The following is a 21372-nucleotide window of genomic DNA, read 5'->3' as shown; positions in this document are numbered from 1 at the left end:
AAAGGGGCCCGCCGGCGCAATCTGGAGTGAGTGGCCGAAGAAAGATTCCAGCTCCTTCGGCGGCTGCTCAGTGTCAGTGCCTTCGATGGCCTCCGGGTAAAAACTGGAGTTCAGATGCACTGGTTGCATTCGGCGAAGCGCGACCTTTTCCAGGCGGCGAGCCCTGTGGCCGTGGTCAATGGGGCCGTGCCCCTGGCCGACGTTGAGGTTATCCGCGAAACGAATGGACTCGCTGAGCCAGCGTGTAGTCCAGCGCAGGGCATCATTAATCGCAGAGCCCCCACCAATCCGTGTGGCAAGAGCTGCGGACAGCGAACAACCCGTGCCATGGGTGTTCTCAGTGTGAATGCGGGGAGAAGAGCTGAAGAAAACCTGGCCATCGGGGAAGGCCACGGCATTGCCGGCTTCCTCATCACTTAAGTGACCAGTCTTTGCAATCACGATGACATCGTTTTTGCTCGCGAACTCCAGTGCCTGCTCAATCAGCTCAGTGAAGTCGCTGGCCTCCGGGGCGTCGGCAAGCAATGCCAGTTCGGGAACATTCGGCGTGATGACGGTGGCTTCCGCGACCAAGTCGCGCATTGCGTCCATGGCATCTTCGTCAAGCAGACGGTCGCCAGAGGTGGCGACCATAACCGGATCGAGAACAACCACGGCTGGCTTGGTCTCCCGAACCCAGTTGGTGACGGCCTGCGTGAGTTCGCGTGAACCCAACATGCCAATCTTCACCGCGTCGATGGTGACATCCTCAGTCACAGCAGCCAGCTGCTCGACGAGGAAGTCAACAGGTGGGGTGTGGACGGCACGAACGCCCACGGTGTTCTGAGATACCAAAGCGGTGACCACGCCCATGCCATAACCACCGGCGGCGGCGATTGATTTTAAATCGGCATGGAGCCCAGCACCACCTGTTGGGTCTGTGCCGGCGATGGAAAGAACTCGTGGCACAAGATCAGGCTTTGCCTTCTTGGGAAATGGCATCTCAGACCCCTTTAAACTTCAAGAGCGTGAAGCGACAGACTTCAAGACTACGCTTCAATCTCGGAGCGGTCGCCAGACCAGAGGGTGTGGAAGGCCCCCTCGCGGTCAACACGCTGGTAAGTGTGCGCACCGAAGTAGTCACGCTGCCCCTGAACCAGCGCTGCCGGCAGGCGCTCCGCACGCAGGCCGTCGTAGTACGCCAGCGAAGAGGAGAACACCGGAGCCGGGATACCCATCTGTGCGGCAGTGACGACAACGTCGCGCCACGCGTCGAGGCACTCGGTGACCTGGTCACGGAAGTACTCGTCGAGTACCAGCGCCGGCAGCTCCGGATTGCGGTCGTACGCTTCCTTGATGCGGTTCAGGAACTGTGCGCGGATGATGCAGCCACCACGCCAGATGGTCGCCAGCGCACCGCGGTCAATCTCCCAGCCGTACTCCTTGGCACCAGCGTTAATCTCATCGAAGCCCTGCGAGTAGGCAATGATCTTGGAAGCGTAGAGCGCCTTACGGACGCGCTCCACAAAAGCATCGCGATCTTCCGGTGCCTTAGCCAGGCTTCCCGACGGCAAGTTGCGCGCAGCCTCACGCTGAGCAAGGGAAGACGACAGGGCGCGAGCGAACACGGCCTCGCCAATACCAGTTACTGGAATGCCCAAGTCCAAAGCGGCCTTGACCGTCCAACGGCCGGTGCCCTTCTGGCCAGCAGCATCAACGATGACATCCACCAGCGGCTTGCCTGTCTTCTCATCGGCCTGAGAGAGAACCTCAGCGGTAATCTCGACCAGGTAGGAGTCCAGGTCGCCCTTATTCCACTCGCGGAAGATATCTGCAATCTCGGCAGGGGTGAGGCCAGCGGCCTCACGCAGCAGGTGGTAGGCCTCGCCAATGACCTGCATATCCGCATACTCGATGCCGTTGTGGACCATCTTTACAAAGTGGCCAGCGCCATCGGAAGAAATGTGAGTACAGCACGGAACGCCATCAACGTGAGCGGAGATGGACTCCAGCAGCGGGCCGAGGGACTCGTAGGACTCCTTCGTTCCACCCGGCATAATGGATGGGCCAGTCAGAGCACCTTCTTCACCACCGGAAATACCAGTGCCAACGTAGTGCAGGCCACGGGCGCGAATAGCCTTCTCGCGACGGATGGTGTCCGTGTAAAGAGAGTTACCGCCATCAATGATGATGTCGCCGGGCTCCATCACGTCGGCAAGCTGATCGATGACCGCATCAGTAGCGGCACCTGCCTGAACCATGATCAGAGCGCGACGCGGGCGCTCCAGCGAAGCGACGAACTCTTCAATGGTCTCGGACGGGATGAATGAGCCTTCATCACCGTGTTCAGCGATGAGGGTGCGAGTTTTCTCCGGACTGCGGTTGTACACGGCAACGGTGTGTCCCTTGTGGGCGAAGTTGCGTGCGATATTCGAGCCCATGACGGCGAGCCCGACGACACCAATTTGTGCGAGTTCATTGTTATCGGTCATGCCCACCATCTTAAAGCCTGGCCGGGGTTCGTTGTATCTGGGACTCAGAAATTGTTACTGCTTTTAACGTTGAAACTGCCACGAGTGATGGCGTGCGCTGGCACAATGTTTGGCATGACTGACGAGACTATTGCGAATAATGGCAGTTCACAGGACTCTAACTCTGCAGCTTCCGTCGCCGAGCAGGCGAAGAGGAAGGCGCTGCGCGATTATATGACACTGGCGACGAAGGCTAGCCAGGAAGCGCTGAGCGATGAGGAGCTGGCTGTTTTTAACAGCACCTTGGGCGATAACGGAATCGGCGGTCTAGATACCTTGCTGGGCACGAAGTTTGTCCATGTCGGGCCGGAGCGAATTCAGATGGAGCTCGAGGTCGGGCCCGACCACCTGCAACCGTGGGGCCTAGCCAATGGCGGTGTTTATTGCTCGCTAGGTGAGACTGCTGGCTCTATTGCTGGTTTCGTTGCCTGCGGTGCGAAGAAGCCGGTCGTCGGTGTGAACAATAACACCGATTTCTACCGCTCCGCCCGGGCTGGCGAGGTAATCGTTACCACGGCGGAGCCAGAGTACCTGGGGCGCACCATGCAACTGTGGCGCATTGAGCACACCCGCAAGGCAGATGAAAAACTGTTGGCCCGCACCAACCTACGAATTGCGGTACTCGACAAGCCGCTGTAGCAAATCGTTATAGGTGGTAACGGGCCTGGTAGGAAGCTCGCAGGTGGCTTGTCGTGATTAGCTGTTTTCTAATCTGGCCACCTGCAAGTTAACTACTTGTTCCTTTTTGCGCGGTGCTCGCGGCGAGTGTCGCGAACCTCCAGCGGCAGATCCTGCTCAGCCTTGTCCTTGTTGAACTCGGCCAGGCGGTCGATGGCGTTGCGTGCGTACATCTGCTGGCGGGTGGAAACCATCTGCCAACGGTTGCGATCCAGGACGTTCAGGCCCCAGCTGACGCAGGAGACGAGGCGGTTGCGGAAGCCCACCAGGAACATCAGGTGGACGGCCAGCCACAGAATCCAGCCGATGAAGCCGGTGACCTCAACCTTGCCCATCTTCACCACTGCGGAGAAGCGGGAGACGGTTGCCATGGAGCCCTTATCGAAGTACTCGAACGGCTGACGCTCAGCGACGTCGCGGCCGTCGGCCTCAGCTGCAATGTTGGCGGCGACGTACTCGCCACCCTGAATAGCAACCTGAGCAACACCCGGCAGGTTCTCGCGGTTGGACATGTCGCCCACGACGTAGACGTTCTTGTAGTCACCAGCTGTCATGTCCTCGTTGACAACGACACGGCCAGCGCGGTCGGTCTCGGCGCCAGTCTGCTCGGCAATCATCTTGCCCAGCGGGGAAGCGGACACGCCGGCGGACCAAATCTTGCAGAACGACGGGATGAACTCCTCGGTTCCATCCTTCATGTTCTTGTAGGTGACGCCCTCTTCATTGACGTCAGTCACCATCGCGCCAAGCTTGACGATGACGCCCATCTTTTCCAGGGACTTCTGAGCCTTGCGGCCCAGACGCTTGCCAAACGGCGGCAGAACCTGCGGTGCGCCGTCGAGCAGGACGACGCGTGCAGCGTGCGGGTTGTAGCTGCGGTAGGACGATGCGAGGGTGCGGTTAGCCAGCTCGGCCAGCTGGCCGGCAAGTTCAACACCAGTCGGACCAGCGCCGACAACGACGAAGGTCAGCAGGCGCTCGCGCTCAGCGGGATCGTCGGTCAGCTCGGCGCGCTCAAACGCGCCGATGATGCGGGCACGGATTTCGAGTGCGTCGTCGATGTTCTTCATGCCCGGAGCAAACTCGGCAAAGTGATCATTGCCGAAGTAGGACTGGCCAGCGCCAGCGGCGACCAGGAGGTGGTCGTATTCCCACTTGGAAGTCTGGTGACCCAGTTCCGAAGTCACAACCTGCTTTTCGACGTCGATGTCGGTGACATCGCCCTTGACAACACGAACGTTCTGAACACCGTCGAAGATCGTACGAGTGGACGGAGCGATTTCGCCCGAGGACAGGATGCCCGTTGCTACCTGGTAGAGCAGTGGCTGGAACAGGTGGTGGTTAGTGCGGTCGATGAGAGTGACGTCGACCTCGGCGCCCTGCAACTTCTTCGCCGCGAACAAGCCACCGAAACCCGAACCGATGACGACCACGTGCGGGCGTCCGGAGTGCGGGCGGTACGGAGTCTCGGTCATGTATTTTCTCCTCACAGACTTTAAAGTTCTCGAAGTTTTAGATTCGGCTTTTAGCCGGCAAGCCACAATAGTAATCCTCTCGGTGCGCCACCGCCTATTCTGGGTCCCTGCGCGGTAGGCTGCGAGAGCAAACTCAGTTCGTTATTCGTACCTTTATGCGGCGCGATTGTTAGGAGGTTCGGGCAGGGTGAATTCGGCAAGCCGGCAGGCAATTGACGCAGAGCGATGGCCTCGGGTTGCGCGTATTCCAGAGGGGCGTTTCCTAGCGAAACGTGCCGAAATGATGGAACGCTCTTTTGAGCGTCTCTGCCAGGACAACGGCATTGAACTGGTCGAATCCGGTGAGTTTGTCGGAGAGTCCTTCATTACTCGGTCGACGGGTGACGCCGATTTGGCTATCGACGGAGTCGGTGGTGCCAGCTCTAGCGGCGGCAGTGAATCTCCCACTAGTTCTGAATCGTTTCGTCCAGTCATTTTCAGCGTCATTGATCCTGTTTTCTATTCTCGACTAGCTGATTCAGAATGGCTCGGATTGGGGGAGGCCTATCTCGCGGGCGAATGGTCCAGTGATGATTTGCCAGAGCTTCTCAGCCGACTGCTCAGCGCCGAGCTTGATATTGCTTCGTTGGGGCCGCTGGCACGTGGTCTGATGAAAGTCGCGCGTTCACGTCCGCGTCTCGATGGGCCAGATATGGCGGGAGAGTTGCCGACCTCATTGCTCGAGCTCTATTCCGGCGAATTGCTGATGGGCGGTTCCGGCCTGTTCGCCTCCGGAGTGCGAACCTCGTCGCGGGAACAGATTCAAAACTATGCCCGTGGTGCTGGCAAGGGTGGGGTTCCCTCGCACTGGTCAGTTGACGTGACTTATGTCGATGCCCCGAAATCCGTCGCGCGTGCCGATTTTCTGCATGCCCAGGTGCGCAATATTGAGCACATCCTCGATCTTGCTCGAGTCCGGGCCGGAGACCGTGTCGCCGAATGGCCGTCGGCAGGCGGAGAAATTTCCCTTCGGGCTGCAGAAAGAGGAGCGGGCGCGGAGGTTATTACCGTCTCTGATGACCACACCGAAACGGTGCTGGAACGGGTGGAAAAAGCCGGATTGCGCGGCGCGGTCGATGTGATTCAGATGGATCGCAACATTCCGTCGCCACGCGAATTCGAGTCCGACTTCGAGGCGGTTATCAACGTCGGGCGTCTGGAGACCTTCGGTCGTGCAGGTGCGCTGCGCTGGCTGAAGAGCGCCGAGCGTCTGCTTGTCGACCGCGGCACCATCGTAGTCCAAATGGTGGTAGCGACGGACAAATTCGATGCGCTCGCCGAGCGCAGCTTGGACCTCGTACGCGCTTACGTGTGGCCGCAGCTGCAGCTTTTCACCATGGAAGAGCTGCGCAAGATGGTGGACCGGGAAACCGGCCTGCGCATCGCGGCGGAAGAGTACATTCCGGCGCACTTCGCGACGACCTTGCAGCTCCAGCGAGATTTCTTTGCGGCGCATGCGCGCGAAGCCGCTGGTATCGGCTACGACAGAGTGTTCCGGAGGATGTGGAATTACTATCTGTCGCTGTTTGAAGCGCTCGTGCGCGCAGAGAAAGTCACGCTCGTACAGGTCGAGCTCGTGCATGCGCCACGCAGGCCTCACTAGCAGTGGGCAGCTCCGGGCGCGTTGGAAATTCGCCAGATAAATAATGCCGGTAAAAATAAATCACGTTTTTAGGCAAAACCACCTCAAAGGCGATGTTTAGGGTCTAAAAACGAAACTATGAACGCACAGAGCACCACACGTACTGCAGACATTGTTGTCGTCGGCGCCGGTCTTGCCGGATTGGTCGCGACGTATGAGGCCACGCAGGCCGGCAAGAAGGTCATCCTTGTCGATCAGGAGAATGCCAACAACCTCGGCGGACAGGCTTTCTGGTCGCTGGGAGGAATCTTTCTTGTCGACTCGCCAGAGCAGCGCCGCCTGGGAGTCAAGGACAACCGCGAGCTCGCTGAAGCTGACTGGTTCAACTCCGCGCAGTTCGACCGCGAGGAAGACAACTGGGGACGCAAGTGGGCCAAGGCCTATCTGAACTTCGCGGCAGGGGAGAAGCGTGACTACCTCCGCAATCTCGGCGTGAAGTTCCTGCCTGTCGTCGGGTGGGCTGAGCGCGGTGAAGGGCGTGCCGACGGTCACGGTAACTCGGTACCCCGATTCCACCTCACCTGGGGCACAGGCCCCGAAATCGTCCGCGTATTCGCAGAGCCGGTCGCTGAAGCTGCGAAGAAGGGGCTGGTGGAATACTGCCATCGCCACCGCGTTGACGAGGTGATTGTCGAAGATGGCCGCGCCGTCGGCGTGCGTGGCAAGATTCTGGTTCCCTGTGAATCTTTAGAGCGAGGAGTGGCGTCGTCACGTGAGGAAACAGGGGAGGACTTTGAGATCCTCGGGTCGGCCGTGTGCATTGCGACGGGCGGTGTTGGCGGCAACCTGGAAGCCGTGCGTAAGTGCTGGCCGACCGAGCGCCTGGGCGAGATGCCGAAGGACATGGTCTGCGGTGTGCCAGAGCATGTTGACGGCCGTGGTATCGAGATTGCAGAGCAGGCCGGCGCAAACCTCGTCAACCGTGACCGCATGTGGCATTACACCGAGGGCATGAAGAACTGGAATCCCGTGTGGCCGAATCACGGTATCCGTATCATCCCGGGGCCGTCGGCCATGTGGTTTGACGCAGAAGGAAATCGCCTGCCTGCGCCATATATTCCGGGTGCAGATACTGTCGGCACGATGAAGCACATTCTGGCTACCGGACACTCGTACTCCTGGTTTGTGCTGAATAAGAACATCGTGGGCAAGGAGTTTATTTTCTCTGGCTCAGAACAGAATCCGGATCTGACCGACAAGGAGATCAAGAAGCTGATTGGCAAGGTGACCTCTGGTGTTGCCGCACCGATTCAGGCATTCATGGATAACGGCGAAGACTGGGTGGTTGCCGACGACCTGCCAAAGCTGGTCGAGGGGATGAACGAGATTGTGGAGGCGAGCTCGGGCGGGGAGTCCGGAGCCGCAGCGCTGAAGATTGACCTGGAGAAGCTCGAGGAGCAGATTCGTCAGCGCGACATGCAGACCGGTAATCCCTTCTCTAAGGACTACCAGGTCAATTACGTCAACGTGGCCCGGAACTTCCTCGGGGACAAGATCATCCGCTCCGTGCCGCCATCACCGATTTTGGATCCGAAGAATGGCCCGCTGATTGCTATTCGTCTGCGCATGCTGACCCGCAAGACGCTTGGCGGCATTGAGACGACCCTCGACGGCCAGTGCCTGCATCCGGACGGAACTCCCTTTGAAGGGCTCTACGCTGCAGGTGAGGCATCTGGCTTCGGTGGCGGTGGCGTCCACGGCAACAACGCGCTGGAAGGTACGTTCCTGGGCGGCTGTATTTTCAGTGGCCGCCAGGCAGGCCGCGCGATGGCGGAAGTGGTTAAGTAGCTACCGCATACCGCACGGCTCGGTGGAAGAAACCGCGCCTACTCCAGCCCGATGGAGAATGCACTTTCCAGGTCGTGCTGAGAGTAGGTGCGGAAAGCCAGCTGAGTCTGAGTGCGAATGACACCGTCGACCTTGCTGATGAGGTTTGGAATAATTTCCGCCAGATCATCGTGATTAGTTGCGCGCACCACGACGACCAAGTCCCAGTCACCAGTAACGGAGTAGACCTCAGTCACGCCGTCGATCTCGACGATGGTCTCGGCGGCCTCCGGAATCTTGTCAGCTTCGACATCGATGGACACAATTGCGGTAATCAAACTCATGGCTGCCTTTCCTCGGAGTTTAAACGTGGGGCCCGCTGAATAGCGTGGCCCGGACCGCAAGGTACGCAAGATTGCTCAAGATACTGCGGCCCGGAATTTCATTTCTGTCACGATTCTACTGATTTCCAGGAAACAGCCTGGAGGATCCGGACGAAAGGCGGTAAAAAGGGCGCTATGACACAAACCGCATTTCAGTCCAACCCAGTCCAGCTTTCCGGAGACCTGCCCCAGGTGGGCAACAAGGCTCCGGAGTTTACCCTCACCGGTGGTGACCTCGCCGAGGTCACCAATGAGACCTTCGCTGGTAAGAAGGTCGTCTACAACATCTTCCCGTCGGTAGACACCGGTGTTTGTGCAGCTTCGGTGCGTCACTTCAACGAGGACGCTGCTGGGCTGGACAACACCGTCGTGGTTAATGTTTCGCGTGACCTGCCGTTCGCTCTCGGTCGCTTCTGTGCTGCAGAAGGCCTGGACAACGTTGAGGTTGCCTCGGACTTCCGCCACGGCTTCGGCGAAGCCTTCGGTGTTGTCCAGCAGGATGGCCCGCTCGCTGGCCTGCTTGCTCGTGCCGTAGTCGTCACTGACGAAGAGGGCAAGGTCATTTACAACCAGCTGGTCGATGAGATCACCACGGAGCCGGACTACGACTCCGCACTGGCTGCACTGAAGTAATTAGCTAACAAGCTTTCAGCAGCAAGTAACCAGCTGGAATCGACGGGGCTCGTCGGCGCACGCGCTAGGCTGTTGCCTGGCGGACTTCGCCGACGAGCTCTTCTAGTACGTCCTCCAGTGCAACGATTCCGCTGACAGAGTTCTCCGAAGTACTATTTTCCTCCGTCACCAAGGCGAAGTGAGCCTGCTCGCGCTGCATCAGCCGCATGACCGTCTGGAGCTTGGCATCCGGGCTGACGCTTGCAAAGGTGCGAATTAGATTCCGAGGGAAGGGTCGGTCGCGGTGACCGTCGTCAAGCGAGAGCAAATCCTTGACATGAAGGTAGCCGATGAAGCTGCTGTCGGCATCGGTGATGGGGAAGCGGGAAAAGCGCGTGCGTGCGCTGAGCTCTTCGATGTCGGCGACGGTGGCGTCGGGGCCAATGGTGACGAGGGTGTCGAGTTGCATAGTGACATCCGCGGCGGTGAGATGCTCGAAGCCGAGAGCTTTGTGGAGGAGCGCGAGCTCGTCATTGTCGAGAAGGCCCTGACGCCCGGACTCGGCGACGAAATCCTGCACCTGACTAGCGGTGAAGGAGGAATCGACCTCGTCCTTCGGGGTGGCGCGAAGAATCTTGCGAACCACGATGTTCGCCGTCGTATTCATCGCCCAGATAACCGGATTGAGTACCCGCACAATCACATACAGCGGAATAGCCACGAACTTCGCCGTCGGACTGGGAGCCGCAATAGCGATGTTCTTCGGCACCATTTCGCCGACAACCATGTGTAAGAAAGTGACAATCAGCAGCGCCAACACTAGTGCCACCACGTGGGCGGTGCCCGTGGGGAGTCCCAGCGCTGTCATGTAGGGCTCGAAGAAGTGCGCAATCGCAGGCTCGCCGACGGCACCGATGAGCAGGGAACAGGCGGTAATGCCCAGCTGTGTTGCCGCCAGGGAGACCGACACGTTTTCGATACCGCGCAGCGCGTACTTTGCGCTGGTAGAGCCGCTGACGGCATCCGGTTCAATTTGATCGCGGCGAGCCGAGACCATCGCAAATTCAGCGGCGACAAACCAGGCATTGAGGGCCAACAGCAAAATAAGAGTAAGTAGTGGCATGTTCTAGCCCTCCTTTTCGCTGTTGTGCTCGACGTGGTTGTGACTGGTGCCGTCCTGGTCAGCGCCTTCATCCGTGCGCGTGACCTTGTTGCCGGCGCGGTCCACCTGGACACGAATACGGCCAACGCGGTGACGCGCCATGCGCTCGACTCGAAAAGCAACTTCAGCGGTGGTAGGCAAGTTCTCCTCATCGAGGTTTTCGTGGTCGGTGGCTTCGACCGTAATCGTGTCGCCGAAGCGAGGCATGCGATCCAAGCGTTCGGTGATAAATCCACCAATAGTGTCGGATTCTTCGCCCTCCGGCAGGACCAGGTTTAGGATCTCTCCCAACTCATCAGGGCGCATGAGACCGGAAACAATCACCGTATTGGGGCTAATCCGGCTGTAGAGCAACGAACGATCGTCCTGTTCATCGTCAATTTCACCGACGATCTCCTCGACGAGATCCTCCAACGTCACAATGCCGTCCGTGCCGCCGTACTCATCGACAACCACTGCGAACTGGTATGCGTCCTCACGCAGTTGACGCATCAGCGGATCAAGTGTGGTCGAGTCGTTCACCACGAGTACATCTTTGGCCAGGCTCGCAGCCGACGTCGTCAAGCGTTGTGCGTGTGGCACGCTGAGCAGGTCGGTGTAATGCACCACGCCGCGAATGTCGTCGACGCTGTTGCCGACGACGGGGAAGCGGGCGTGCCCGGAATCTGCGACGACCGTCAGCATCTCTGCGACGCTCTGATTTTCGATAAAGATAATCTGCGTGCGTGGCGTCATCACATCAGCCGCCGTGCGCTCGCCGAACTCAATCGATCGCGCCACCAACTCGGCGGTCTGCGGGTTAATCTTTCCTTCATCGCTAGAGCGCGTGACGACGGCACGGAGTTCCTCCGCCGTCCTGGCACTGGCGACCTCTTCCTCAGGGGAGAAGCCAAGCCGTTTTAGCACCCAATTAGCCGCGCTGTTGAGTAGCCAGACCAGCCAGCCGAATGCGAACATGAAGGCATTCTGTGGTCTGACCACGAGGTTTGCGACTTTAGTGGGCTCGGCGATGGCCCAGTTTTTGGGGACGAGTTCGCCAAAGACCATTTGAGTGAAGGTCGCGATAATGAAAGCGCCCGTAGTGCTGATTGCAGTGACGGTGGCGGGAGAGATGCTAGTGCCACCAAATGCGGCTTCGAGGAGGACGCCGAGGGAAGGCCCGGTCAGGAAACCAGCGACGAGGCTGGTGACGGTAATTCCCAGCTGTGCGCCGGAGAGGTTAGTAGAGGTGCGTGATAGAGCCCGGTCTACTAAATATGCGGACTTTGAGCCGGCGTTTGCGGCGTTCTTGACGTCGTTTCTATTAACCGTGAGGTAGGAAAACTCGACAGCAACGAAAATTGCGTTGGCGAAAACGAGGAAAAGAAAGACCGCTAAGACGATGAGTGCGGATACAATCACGCGGCATCACCTGAAGTGTTCGCTGCGTTCGCTGGGGATGCTGCGGCGGTTGCTGCGGTCATTGCGCTTACTGCGGCTACAGAGAGCCCGTCAACGTTGGCGCGAGGCTCTGGGTCGTCGGACGAGCCAGATCTATCTGATGTGTCGGACGCATTGGGTCTGTCTGAGCTGCTGGATGTGTCTGAGAGTTCAGGCATGCGAGAAATCTTACTAAAGATTCCTTAGGTCTGACGGCAATGGCGCATCGGCGGTAATGGGGAGGACGAGACCTTAAGGCCAAAATGTCATAATGTATATTATCGGACAAATAATGAAAGTGGTTGGCCCTGGGGTTTTCTGAATTTCCAGGGCTGCCGCTTTTTCCGCCGCCGCCTTTTCTGCTGCCGTGTTCTATCTTGGCGCTTGATCCATGCCGTCGGGCTTATTGCTCATTGGCGTTGATGTCCGCTGCAAGCTCATCCGCGTTGCGGACGGCAATCTCTTCCCGTAGCCGCTTGTTCTGCCATAGCGTCATGCCAATCAGGAGTATGCCGACAGCCACGAGCCACCACACGCCCTTGTAGGCCACGAATGCAATGAAGATAATCAGTAGTACCATTCGCACCTTTCGTGCGAGCAACATTGCTTCGTAGGTGTTCATATCGTTGTGACTCCCAACTGGCCTGCCAAAATTGTTTTTGGCAGGACTTCTGTGGTGTGTGACTAAATGGCTTTATTGCGTCACAGTGACGAATCGAGGTGTATTTTCGCTGGCTATAAGCCTCTTTGGATTAGCGCTACTGCGATTCTCTTTAGATAGCTGTGTCTGCCAGCCGAGAAACCTACGCCTCCTACGCGTCCTGCTTCTCTGCGACAATGCGCAGATTGAGTTCGCCGTTCTCCTCGATGGATGCAGCTACAAACTGTGGCAGGCGCACGTTGTAATCCAGGCGGTTGATTGGCAGAGTGCCCGACAGCAAAACCAGGTTTTCGGTACGAGCGGCCTTCATTGGCACGGTGACGTCATTGGTGACGCCGCGGATGGTCAGGCGTCCCGGAATCTCGATATTCACCCACTGGCCGTTATCTGGAATGCTTGAAATATCGAGTGGCTCTGCAAGCTCAAACTTAGCTTCTGGGTACTGATCAACACTGAAGATATTGTTGCGGACATTGATGTCACGACGTTCAATATCGCTAGTCAGAGTTGCCATGTCAACAACAACGGATGCGTCCTCAAGATTGTTGTCAGCAACCTTCAGCTCACCGGTGACATCGTGAGTGGAACCGGACGTCGTCCGCCTGCTGCCCGGCAGTACCTCGTTAAAAGTAAAGCCAACGGAGGTGTTCTGTGAGTTATCGCCACCGACAATCTTCCAGGTGCCATTCGCATCAGTCGTTGCTGCAGGCAGCTCCGTGGCCTCGAAATCCCCAGTACGCACCCCTTCATGCGTGAAAACGCGATACAAAACTGGCCCCACAATAACAATTGCGAGCGCAACAACTGCAACGGCTATCAAAGTAATAATTGACTTACGGACACCAGAATTCATAGTGCTCATCCTATCCTTTTAATCCGCTATGGGATAAACCGTTCCACCTCACGCGTTTTCATAATCAATTCCTGCGTAATCTCCTGCAGGACGGCGGTCTCCATGCCGTCGTCAAGCGCGGTGCGCAAGTCTTCGGCGAGACAACGTACTTCGAAGAGCCCATCCCCTATTCGCTTTACGACGTCATCGCCCGCCGGCCTGCTCGTGGCATCGGTGGCGGTCTTCAGTGTGAGATCCGAGTTGATCCGCTCGGCAATCGGCCTGGAAGCGCCTTTTGCTACGCCAGTGCGTTTTTCATACGCGCGCTGCCGGCAGGCTTGGCTGCAGAACTTGCGACGGCGACCGCGGATAGCGACCTCCATTTCGCGGCCACACCACTGGCAATTGGCGGTAGTTGTGCTCGGCTTTTGATCTGACACAGAAGTCAATTATGGCATGAATACAGATTAAGGCGTTATAATGTGTGGTCTAGTATTTCTACCAAAGGGGGCACGTTCCACATGGCAGATCGAGTTCTTCGTGGCAGTCGCATGGGCGCCGTTTCGTATGAGACCGATCGCGATCATGACCTCGCGCCGCGAATGATGGTCCGCTACCGCACTGAATCCGGTGAGATCTTCGAGGTCCCATTCGCGGATGACGCGGAAATTCCAGGTGAATGGCTGTGCAAGAATGGCCAGATTGGTGAGCTGGTTGAAGGCGAAGGCACTGAAGCCAAGCCGGTGAAGCCTCCGAGGACTCACTGGGACATGCTCCGTGAGCGTCGCTCCATTGAGGAGCTCGACGTGCTGCTGGATGAGCGCGTTGACTTGCTGCGCAAGCGTCGTCGTAACGCCGCTCGCCTGCTAAAGGCTCAGAAGGAAGCCGAAGAGGCAGAGAAGAACGCTTAAGGTTTGAGCTGGCTTGCGCTAGTGAGCTTTAGAGCTTTGTAGCCGTCAATCAAACACTGAAATTCGGGTCCGGATAAGGTCTTGCTCCTTATTCGGGCCCGTTTTTCGTTGGTTCCTGGCTGCGGCGGGCCGAGCCGAGTTACTGACTGCGTTTATGACAAAAATGGCCTGAAAAATGGCTTGAAACTGTCATAAACTAAGACAGTTTCACATTTGCAGCCCCCATTCATACAGGCAGCCCGTATTCACATTTGCAGCCCGCAGTCATACAGGCAGCCCGTCTCCACACAGGTAGGCCGCAATCTTTGGGGCTGCCCTAGCCCTACTTGCGGAATCGCTGCTTAAACTCGTGACCAGCCAGGCGACCAATCTCCGACCCCAGGTTTTTTACCTGCTGCGAGCGGTGCTTGAATCCCCACTTGGTGACCTGCAGCAGAGACTGCTTCACAAAGCTGCCATCCATCTTGGACTCGCCGTACTCGCGCTCAGTAAAGGTGATCGGAACCTCCTCCACCAAGAAGCCCGCCTGTACAGCCTCAAAAGCGAGCTCGGTCTGGAACAGGTACGCAGCCTTGCCAATGTTCTCGAGGTCAAGGGTTTCGAGAACTTCCCGTCGATAAGCACGGTAGCCAGCGGTGATATCCGAGATGCCCGCGCCGAGCGCCAGCGAGATGTAGAGGTTGCCGCCGCGGGAGAGAACCTGACGGCTCATTGGCCAGTTGACGGTCTTGCCGCCCGGAATGTAGCGGGAACCGATGACGACATCGGCACCGTCCTCGAGCTTCTCCAGCAGCAGATGGAACTGCTCTGGTGCGTGGGAGCCGTCGGCATCCATCTCGCAGAGAACCTCGTAGTCGCGCTCGAGACCCCAAGCGAAGCCCGCGCGGTACGCACCCCAGAGACCGCCCTTGCCCTCGCGGTGCAGGACGTAGATGTGCTCTTCGCCGTTGTCCGACTTGTCAGCGGCAGCGATTTCATCGGCGAGCTCACCGGTGCCGTCTGGTGAAGAGTCATCGACAACCAAAATGTCGACGCGAGGCTCCGCTGCGCGCAGGCGTGCAATCACGCCCGGCAGGTTTTCCCGCTCGTTGAAAGTGGGAATGACAACCAGCGTCGACTCATTTAGGGCAGTCACTCGTGATTCTCCTTAGTGCATGTTCTGCTCAGTATCCCGGCCATCAACTTCATCTGCGCCTGCCCTGGCATCTCCGCCACGGCGACGCAGGACGGCACCAACCACACAAAGAATACCGAATGCGGTCAGTAGACCTTCAATCCACGTCCCGAAGCGGGCTGCAAAAGTCAGGTGGGCGTACTGAGGCAGAGTTTCAGTGAGTACCTTCTGCTCGAAGATTTTGCTCCGCTTTACGACGTCTCCGTGCGCATCCACAATCGCGCTCACACCGCTGGTTGCGGCGACGGCCGTGGAGCGTTGGAACTCCATGGCTCGCATGCGGCTCATGGCCAGCTGTTGGTAGGTCATGTCGGTGAAACCGAAGGTGGCGTTATTTGTGGGCGTGGCCAGCATGGTTGCGCCGTGTTTGACTGCGTTGCGGAAGGCACCATCGAAGACCACTTCGTAACAGGTGGCCACGCCTAGATTGACCTTCTTTAAACCATCGGTGCCTGGCGTTGTAACCACGGCATCGCCGTTGCCCGGAGTCATGTCTCCGGCGTGAGCGACCATGTCGGAAAAGTGACGTAGCAGTTCGCGGAATGGCATGGTCTCGCCGAAGGGCTGGAGATAGATTTTCTCGTGCTGGTCGCCGGGGCCGGTCTGCGGATCCCAGACCACCATGGTGTTTTGCACCCCATTGGTGTAGGTAAAGGTGCCGACCACGATGGGAGCGCCAATATTCATCGCGGCGTTTTCGATAATGCGTGCCGCTTCCCCATCCGTAAACGGGCTGACATCGGAGGAGTTTTCGGGCCAGATGACGATGTCCGGCTGCTCTTCCTTACCTTGGTGGACACGTCGGGCCAGCTCATTGGTGGCATCGGCGTGGTTTTGCAGGACTGCGCGGCGCTGGGCATTGAACTCTAAACCGAGGCGCGGAACATTGCCCTGGATAACCGCGACACGGGTGTTGTCAGCGGCCGTAGGCTCAGGCAGCGGTTGGGTCCACGCAGGAAGAACCCAGCCGACGAATAACGCTCCCACCAAAAGCGCAGCGGAGGTTGCATAGGAACGTAGCGTGAGCGCGACCAGACCCGCACCAACGCAAGCAGCGAGGAAAGTGACCAATGCAGTGCTGCCGATTGCCACTGCTGGGGCCAGCGGGCCGTCGACCTGCCCCCAGGCAACGCGGAGCCAGGGGAAGCCTCCGAAAGGCCAGCGGGCTAGCAGCGCCTCCCCTGCCACGAGCGCAGCGGCCATGCCAGGGAGCTTCAGCGCGAGGGGGAAACTGGATTGGGCAATCAGCCACATCGCAAGCGCCGCCGGAATTGCGAGCAGTCCCAGCACAATTGAGAGCGCCACGTAGGGGCCAATGCCGACGAAGGAGCCGATCCACGGCAGTGAGAAAAGAGCCGTCGCTGTTGCCCAGCTGAAGCCCACCACTACGCTGGATTTCCAATCGGCTGCGCAGAAGAAGGCAAAAATGAGCAGGGCGAGGCCGATCCAGGCCGTCCACCACCAGCTCATGGGCGCATAGCTTAAGAACTGCAATCCACCAGCGAGGATTGCAATGAAGGCGAGAACGAGGCGCTGCTTTAGTGGGGTAAGCGCGCGAAAGCGCGCCTGCCAGCGATTCGGATTCTCCAGAATGTCTTTCGAAGCGTCTTTCTGAGCGACGTTCCCGTGCTCGCTGGAGCGCGCTTGGCGGTTAGTGTGCACTTGTATAAGAGAACTCTCTACGTTTGCGAGTTTTTGAGTTAGCGCTTGTCGCTGTCGTCCTGGTCATCATCCCAGGCGTTGTCCGGTGCCGGTGGGACGATTTTATCCTGTGGGAAGGCCTTGCCATCCGCACCCGGGAAACCACCAGAGAATCCAGGGAAACCCGAAAAACCGCCAGCACCAGCGCCAGTTCCTGGAGCACCCGGGTTCATGCCGTACTGAGAGACCACCATCATGCTGCGGTCACTGAAGTTGCGGAGTCCGTTGAGCAGCGCCACCGATCCGCTCTTACGAATCAGCCAGCGAGTCGGCGGTAGCACCATGAGGAAACCAACAACCGTGGAGACGACGCCCGGCAGGGCAATCAGCCAAGAGCCAACCAACAGGATTGCCGAGTCAGCCACAAAGTGTCCCGCGCCCTTTGCCGAGCGCTTGATTGCCTCCTCCGGATGCTTCTGTCCGTACTCAGTAAGAGTACGAGAAGTATCCAGCAGCAACTTCTGGTAGATGCGCTTGAACTCGATGGCGGCGAAAACCAATCCCAGAATGAATAGACCCAGAACCAGCAGGACGGTCCAGCCATAGCCAATCCATTCACCAAGTGCGATAAAGGCCGCAATCTCGGCGATGAGGTAAATAATTGTGAACCACTTGCTCATAGTTCCCCAGTGTAACCGCCACTAGATGAGCAAGTGGTTACGGCTATCGGCCGGTTAGACGACGACTAGCGGTCGCCTACCGGTCAGCGCGCTCCTCCAAGTCGCCCTCTGTATCCAGGTAGGTCTGGCGCAGCAGATCCATGCGTTCCTGGTCGGGGTTTTCCCACATACCGCGCTCTGCGGCCTCCATCAGGCGCTCGGAAATATCGTGCAGAGCCCACGGATTCGACTGTTCAAAGAACTCGCGGTTTTCCGGGTTCGCAACGTACTCGTCGGTAAGCGTTTCGTACATCCAGTCATCCATGACCTTCGCCGTCGCATCGTAACCGAAGAGGTAATCGACGGTTGCGGCCATTTCGAAGGCACCCTTGTAGCCGTGGTTACGCATTGCCTGCATCCAGCGTGGGTTGACTACGCGGGCACGGAAGACACGTCGCGTCTCCTCGTGCAGGGTGCGGGTGCGCACGGCGTCCGGGCGGGTGGAATCGCCCACATAGGCCTCCGGAGCGGAACCCGTCAGTGCACGCACCGTGGCGATCATGCCGCCGTGAAACTGGAAGTAGTCATCGGAGTCGGCGATATCATGCTCGCGGGTATCGGCATTCTTCGCGGCAACCTGAATACGGCGGTAGGCCGTCTTCATGTCGTCAGCGGCCTCTTCCCCATCGACGCCGCGGCCATAGGCGTAGCCACCCCAGGTCGTGTAGACCTTCGCCAGGTCCGCGTCATCGCGCCAGGAACCGGAATCGATCAGCTGCAGCAGGCCAGCTCCATAGGTGCCCGGCTTGGAACCGAAGATGCGACGCGGGCGCTCCTGCTGGTCGGCCTTCGCATGGGCGCGCACGTAGTTGTCCTCATCGGATTCATCAAGCTTGACGACGAGCTGAAACGCATCATCCAAAAGGTCGATAACATGCGGAAACGCATCACGGAAGAAGCCGGAAATACGGACGGTCACGTCAATGCGCGGGCGGCCCAGCTCCTCCAGCGGAATCGGCTCAAGGCCGACAATACGGCGAGATGCGTCATCCCACACCGGATGCACACCAATCAACGCGAGCACCTCGGCGATGTCATCGCCCGAGGTACGCATGGCGGAAGTGCCCCACACCGACAGACCAACCGACTTGGGGTACTCACCGTGGTCGGCGCGGTAGCGCTCAATCAGGCCATCGGCGAGGTTGACACCGGTTTCCCAAGCCAGGCGCGACGGCACCGCCTTGGGGTCAACCGAGTAGAAGTTGCGGGCAGTCGGCAGTACATTGACCAGGCCGCGCAGTGGTGAACCGGAGGGGCCAGCTGGAACGAATTCGCCATCGAGAGCGGAAAGAATGCGCGGGATCTCCTCGGCGGTAGCAGCCAGGCGCGGGAGAATTTCGTCGCGGGTGAACTGCAGCAGCTCGGCAACCTGATCAAGGCCGTTTGGTGCCGCGATATCGGCAAATTCCTCGGAGCCGAGCACATCAGCCGCGATCTGTGTCACCGGTTGGTCGGGATTCTTCACCACGGCGGTTACCAGCGCCGTAGCCAGTGCATCGATAGAGTCCACAGCGTGGCGTTCATCGGTGCCATCCTCGGCCAGGCCGAGAGCTTCGCGCAGGCCCGGCAGGGTCTGCTTGCCGCCCCACAGCTGGCGGGCGCGCAACATGGTGGTCACAGTGCCGATCAGGGATTCATCTTCCGGTGCCTGGCTGAGCACGTGGAGGCCACCGCGGATGGCGACGTCCTTAATCTCGCAGAGCCAGCCGTCGACATGCATGAGCATGTCATCGAAGACCTCCTCGTCCGGGCGCTCGTCCCAGCCGAGGTCGCGGTCCATCTTCGCGGCGGTCAGCAGCGTCCAAATCTCCTGGCGGATGGCCGGCAGCTTGGCCGGGTCCATGGCGGAGATGTTCTGGTGCTCGTCGAGAAGCTGTTCCAGACGGGTGATGTCGCCGTAGGATTCGGCGCGGGCCATCGGCGGAATGAGGTGGTCGACCAGAGTGGCGTGAGCACGGCGTTTGGCCTGTGTGCCTTCGCCCGGGTCGTTGACCAAGAAGGGGTAGATCATTGGCAGCTCGCCGATGGCAGCATCCGGGCCGCAGGAAGCGGAAAGGCCGACGGTCTTGCCCGGCAGCCACTCCAGGTTGCCGTGCTTGCCCATGTGAACCACGGCATCAGCGCCGAAACCGCCCTGCGCCTGCGACAGCGACAGGAAGCGGTAGCAGGCCAGGTAATGGTGCGTCGGCGGCAGATCCGGGTCGTGGTAGATACCCACCGGGTTGTCACCGAAACCGCGCGGTGGCTGCACCATGACCACGACATTTCCGAAGGTCAGGCCCGCAATGTAGATGTCCTGGGTATCCGGGTGGACGTACAGGGTGCCCGGCGCGGCACCCCACTTGTCCTGCATGTCGGAGCGAAGTTCTTCCGGCAAGGTAGCGAAGAACTTCTCGTAGGTGGCAGCGGGCAGGCGGAGTTCGGCTGCCTCCATAACCTCTTCGGTCAGCCAGTCCGGGTCTTGGCCGCCGGCCTCGATGATGGCGTGCATGAACGCATCTGGTTCATCGGCACCATCCTCGGCGGTGGCATATCCGGGGATTTTGGTGGTGTCGCCGAGGTTGTATCCGGCGTCGGCAAGCGCGTGCAGCACCTTCAACGTGGATGCCGGCGTGTCCAGACCTACGGCGTTGCCGATGCGGGCGTGCTTGGTCGGGTACGCAGAGAGCATGACGGCGACGCGCTTGTCAGCGTTGTCGATGTGGCGGAGCGCGGCGTAACGGGTGGCGATGCCGGCGAGGCGGTCGCAGCGCTCGAGATCCGGGACGTAGGAAATGAGCTCGTCGGAGTCGATTTCCTTAAACGAGAACGCGACCGAGATGATGCGGCCGTCGAATTCGGGGACGGCGACCTGCGTTGCGACGTCCAGCGGTGACAGGCCCTCGTCGTTGTCCTCCCATGCCGTCTTGGACGAAGTCAGGGCCAAACCCTGGATGATGGGGATGTTCAGGTCTGCGAGTGCGGCGACATCCCAGCCGTCATCGTCCTGGCCAGCCTGCGCGAGTGCCGGGCGGTTGCCGCCAGCGGCGAGCACCGTGGTGATGAGCGCGTCGCAGGAAGCTAGCTCTGCCAGCAGTTCATCGCTGGCGGTGCGCAGGGACGCGGCGAAGATAGGCTTGGCGACGTAGCCGCGAGCCTCGACCGCGTCAGCAAGCGCCTCAATGTAGTGCGTATTTCCCGCCAGGTGCTGGGCGCGGTAGTAAATAATGCCGACGGTGCCGCGGGAATCTTCCGTGGCCACCTTGGAGTCGCGCTCCAGGAAACCCCAGGCCGGCATGCGAGTGGGCTCTTCAAAGCCAAGACCGGTCAGAAGCAGTGTGTCCGACAGGAAATTGTGCAGCTGTGCGAGGTTCTTTGCGCCGCCTTCCGCCAGGTAAATGTGCGTTTGCGTGGCGACGTTTGCGGGAACTGTCGAATACTCGGTGAGTTCGGCATCGGGTGCCTGCTCACCGGAGACGAGGACGGTGGGAATACCGGAGTTCACAAAGTAGTCGATGCCGGATTCCCAGGCGCGGCGGCCACCGAGAAGTCGGATGATGACGACATCGGCGCCGTCGGCAAGCGTGGGCAAATCATCGTCGAGCAGACGCGCCGGGTTTGCCCAACGGTAGGACACCTCCGGGTTGGCCTGAGCGGCCGCGCGGGCGGACAGAAGGTCGGTATCCGAGGTCGACAGCAGCAGAATCACGGTGTAGTCATTCACTTCCTGGGGAGCAACGCGTCCCCGGTCGGCGGGAGTCTGCCTTC

Annotated in this window: 18 protein-coding genes; 5 read left to right on the top strand and 13 right to left on the bottom strand. The window is 59.1% G+C overall.

What is annotated here, in order from left to right:
• Together thiD and gndA are read right to left on the bottom strand one after the other, a co-directional pair.
• A partial coding sequence (thiD, locus tag HMPREF2857_RS08155) for a bifunctional hydroxymethylpyrimidine kinase/phosphomethylpyrimidine kinase (protein WP_070643529.1) occupies window positions 1-981 on the bottom strand: 981 nt, incomplete at its 3' end.
• Between the two features lie 47 nt (window positions 982-1028).
• Complete coding sequence (gene gndA / locus HMPREF2857_RS08150; protein ID WP_070643526.1) at window positions 1029-2480, bottom strand: NADP-dependent phosphogluconate dehydrogenase; 1452 nt, start codon at window positions 2478-2480, stop codon at window positions 1029-1031.
• 105 nt (window positions 2481-2585) lie between these two features.
• On the opposite strand from gndA, the gene HMPREF2857_RS08145 reads away from it, so the two are divergent.
• On the top strand, window positions 2586-3149 hold the full coding sequence (locus HMPREF2857_RS08145; protein ID WP_224433479.1) for a PaaI family thioesterase: 564 nt from the start codon (window positions 2586-2588) through the stop codon (window positions 3147-3149).
• Between the two features lie 92 nt (window positions 3150-3241).
• Here HMPREF2857_RS08145 and HMPREF2857_RS08140 read toward each other — a convergent pair whose 3' ends face one another.
• Window positions 3242-4663 carry an NAD(P)/FAD-dependent oxidoreductase gene (locus HMPREF2857_RS08140; RefSeq protein ID WP_048734034.1) on the bottom strand — a complete coding sequence of 474 codons (1422 nt, stop codon included), beginning with the start codon at window positions 4661-4663 and terminating at the stop codon, window positions 3242-3244.
• Window positions 4664-4850: 187 nt separating this feature from the next.
• On the opposite strand from HMPREF2857_RS08140, the gene HMPREF2857_RS08135 reads away from it, so the two are divergent.
• Together HMPREF2857_RS08135 and HMPREF2857_RS08130 are read left to right on the top strand one after the other, a co-directional pair.
• Window positions 4851-6305: a class I SAM-dependent methyltransferase gene (locus tag HMPREF2857_RS08135; RefSeq protein WP_070643523.1), complete on the top strand. Its 1455-nt coding sequence runs from the start codon at window positions 4851-4853 to the stop codon at window positions 6303-6305.
• Window positions 6306-6422: 117 nt separating this feature from the next.
• Window positions 6423-8132, top strand: a complete 1710-nt coding sequence (locus tag HMPREF2857_RS08130) for an FAD-binding dehydrogenase (protein WP_070643521.1) — start codon at window positions 6423-6425, stop codon at window positions 8130-8132.
• Window positions 8133-8170: 38 nt separating this feature from the next.
• Here the strand turns inward: HMPREF2857_RS08130 and HMPREF2857_RS08125 are convergent, their stop codons facing one another.
• Window positions 8171-8455 carry an Lrp/AsnC family transcriptional regulator gene (locus HMPREF2857_RS08125; RefSeq protein WP_005511316.1) on the bottom strand — a complete coding sequence of 95 codons (285 nt, stop codon included), beginning with the start codon at window positions 8453-8455 and terminating at the stop codon, window positions 8171-8173.
• Window positions 8456-8629: 174 nt separating this feature from the next.
• Here HMPREF2857_RS08125 and tpx point away from each other — a divergent pair, with 174 nt between their 5' ends.
• Window positions 8630-9127, top strand: a complete 498-nt coding sequence (gene tpx, locus HMPREF2857_RS08120; RefSeq protein WP_049193539.1) for a thiol peroxidase — start codon at window positions 8630-8632, stop codon at window positions 9125-9127.
• A 64-nt stretch (window positions 9128-9191) separates the two neighbouring features.
• Here tpx and HMPREF2857_RS08115 read toward each other — a convergent pair whose 3' ends face one another.
• From HMPREF2857_RS08115 to HMPREF2857_RS08095, 5 genes are all read right to left on the bottom strand, one after another.
• On the bottom strand, window positions 9192-10229 hold the full coding sequence (locus tag HMPREF2857_RS08115) for a hemolysin family protein (RefSeq protein ID WP_070643518.1): 1038 nt from the start codon (window positions 10227-10229) through the stop codon (window positions 9192-9194).
• Between the two features lie 3 nt (window positions 10230-10232).
• Window positions 10233-11669, bottom strand: coding sequence for a hemolysin family protein (locus HMPREF2857_RS08110; protein WP_070643515.1), 1437 nt, complete (start codon window positions 11667-11669; stop codon window positions 10233-10235).
• Between the two features lie 421 nt (window positions 11670-12090).
• Window positions 12091-12309: a hypothetical protein gene (locus HMPREF2857_RS08105; protein WP_048734046.1), complete on the bottom strand. Its 219-nt coding sequence runs from the start codon at window positions 12307-12309 to the stop codon at window positions 12091-12093.
• 190 nt (window positions 12310-12499) lie between these two features.
• Window positions 12500-13210 carry a YceI family protein gene (locus tag HMPREF2857_RS08100; protein WP_048734048.1) on the bottom strand — a complete coding sequence of 237 codons (711 nt, stop codon included), beginning with the start codon at window positions 13208-13210 and terminating at the stop codon, window positions 12500-12502.
• A gap of 17 nt (window positions 13211-13227) precedes the next feature.
• On the bottom strand, window positions 13228-13620 hold the full coding sequence (locus tag HMPREF2857_RS08095) for a hypothetical protein (protein WP_224783748.1): 393 nt from the start codon (window positions 13618-13620) through the stop codon (window positions 13228-13230).
• A gap of 81 nt (window positions 13621-13701) precedes the next feature.
• Between HMPREF2857_RS08095 and HMPREF2857_RS08090 the strand changes: the two genes are divergently transcribed.
• Entirely contained in the window at window positions 13702-14091 is a 390-nt protein-coding gene (locus HMPREF2857_RS08090; protein ID WP_005511311.1) for an RNA polymerase-binding protein RbpA, read from the top strand.
• A 322-nt stretch (window positions 14092-14413) separates the two neighbouring features.
• On the opposite strand, the gene HMPREF2857_RS08085 is transcribed toward HMPREF2857_RS08090, so the two are convergent.
• From HMPREF2857_RS08085 to cobN, 4 genes are all read right to left on the bottom strand, one after another.
• Window positions 14414-15226, bottom strand: coding sequence for a polyprenol monophosphomannose synthase (locus tag HMPREF2857_RS08085; RefSeq protein ID WP_016422816.1), 813 nt, complete (start codon window positions 15224-15226; stop codon window positions 14414-14416).
• A 12-nt stretch (window positions 15227-15238) separates the two neighbouring features.
• Window positions 15239-16927, bottom strand: coding sequence for an apolipoprotein N-acyltransferase (gene lnt, locus HMPREF2857_RS08080; RefSeq protein ID WP_070546148.1), 1689 nt, complete (start codon window positions 16925-16927; stop codon window positions 15239-15241).
• Window positions 16928-16965: 38 nt separating this feature from the next.
• Window positions 16966-17586: an FxsA family protein gene (locus tag HMPREF2857_RS08075; RefSeq protein ID WP_048734054.1), complete on the bottom strand. Its 621-nt coding sequence runs from the start codon at window positions 17584-17586 to the stop codon at window positions 16966-16968.
• Between the two features lie 76 nt (window positions 17587-17662).
• Window positions 17663-21313 (bottom strand): cobaltochelatase subunit CobN, encoded by a 3651-nt coding sequence (gene cobN / locus HMPREF2857_RS08070; RefSeq protein ID WP_070643512.1) that lies wholly within the window; start codon window positions 21311-21313, stop codon window positions 17663-17665.
• Window positions 21314-21372 lie beyond the last annotated feature (59 nt).

It is taken from the genome of Corynebacterium sp. HMSC076C10, assembly GCF_001812455.1.
Lineage (GTDB): Bacteria > Actinomycetota > Actinomycetes > Mycobacteriales > Mycobacteriaceae > Corynebacterium > Corynebacterium jeikeium_D.
This window is presented reverse-complemented; position numbering and strand designations above follow the sequence as displayed.

Excerpts from the sequence above, each read along its gene's own strand:
- HMPREF2857_RS08125 (WP_005511316.1), bottom strand. The coding sequence starts at position 8,455 with ATGAGTTTGATTACCGCAATTGTGTCCATCGATGTCGAAGCTGACAAG.
- HMPREF2857_RS08090 (WP_005511311.1), top strand. The coding sequence starts at position 13,702 with ATGGCAGATCGAGTTCTTCGTGGCAGTCGCATGGGCGCCGTTTCGTAT.
- HMPREF2857_RS08130 (WP_070643521.1), top strand. The coding sequence starts at position 6,423 with ATGAACGCACAGAGCACCACACGTACTGCAGACATTGTTGTCGTCGGC.
- HMPREF2857_RS08075 (WP_048734054.1), bottom strand. The coding sequence starts at position 17,586 with ATGAGCAAGTGGTTCACAATTATTTACCTCATCGCCGAGATTGCGGCC.
- HMPREF2857_RS08115 (WP_070643518.1), bottom strand. The coding sequence starts at position 10,229 with ATGCCACTACTTACTCTTATTTTGCTGTTGGCCCTCAATGCCTGGTTT.
- tpx (WP_049193539.1), top strand. The coding sequence starts at position 8,630 with ATGACACAAACCGCATTTCAGTCCAACCCAGTCCAGCTTTCCGGAGAC.
- HMPREF2857_RS08100 (WP_048734048.1), bottom strand. The coding sequence starts at position 13,210 with ATGAGCACTATGAATTCTGGTGTCCGTAAGTCAATTATTACTTTGATA.
- HMPREF2857_RS08105 (WP_048734046.1), bottom strand. The coding sequence starts at position 12,309 with ATGAACACCTACGAAGCAATGTTGCTCGCACGAAAGGTGCGAATGGTA.
- HMPREF2857_RS08145 (WP_224433479.1), top strand. The coding sequence starts at position 2,586 with ATGACTGACGAGACTATTGCGAATAATGGCAGTTCACAGGACTCTAAC.
- gndA (WP_070643526.1), bottom strand. The coding sequence starts at position 2,480 with ATGGTGGGCATGACCGATAACAATGAACTCGCACAAATTGGTGTCGTC.
- HMPREF2857_RS08140 (WP_048734034.1), bottom strand. The coding sequence starts at position 4,663 with ATGACCGAGACTCCGTACCGCCCGCACTCCGGACGCCCGCACGTGGTC.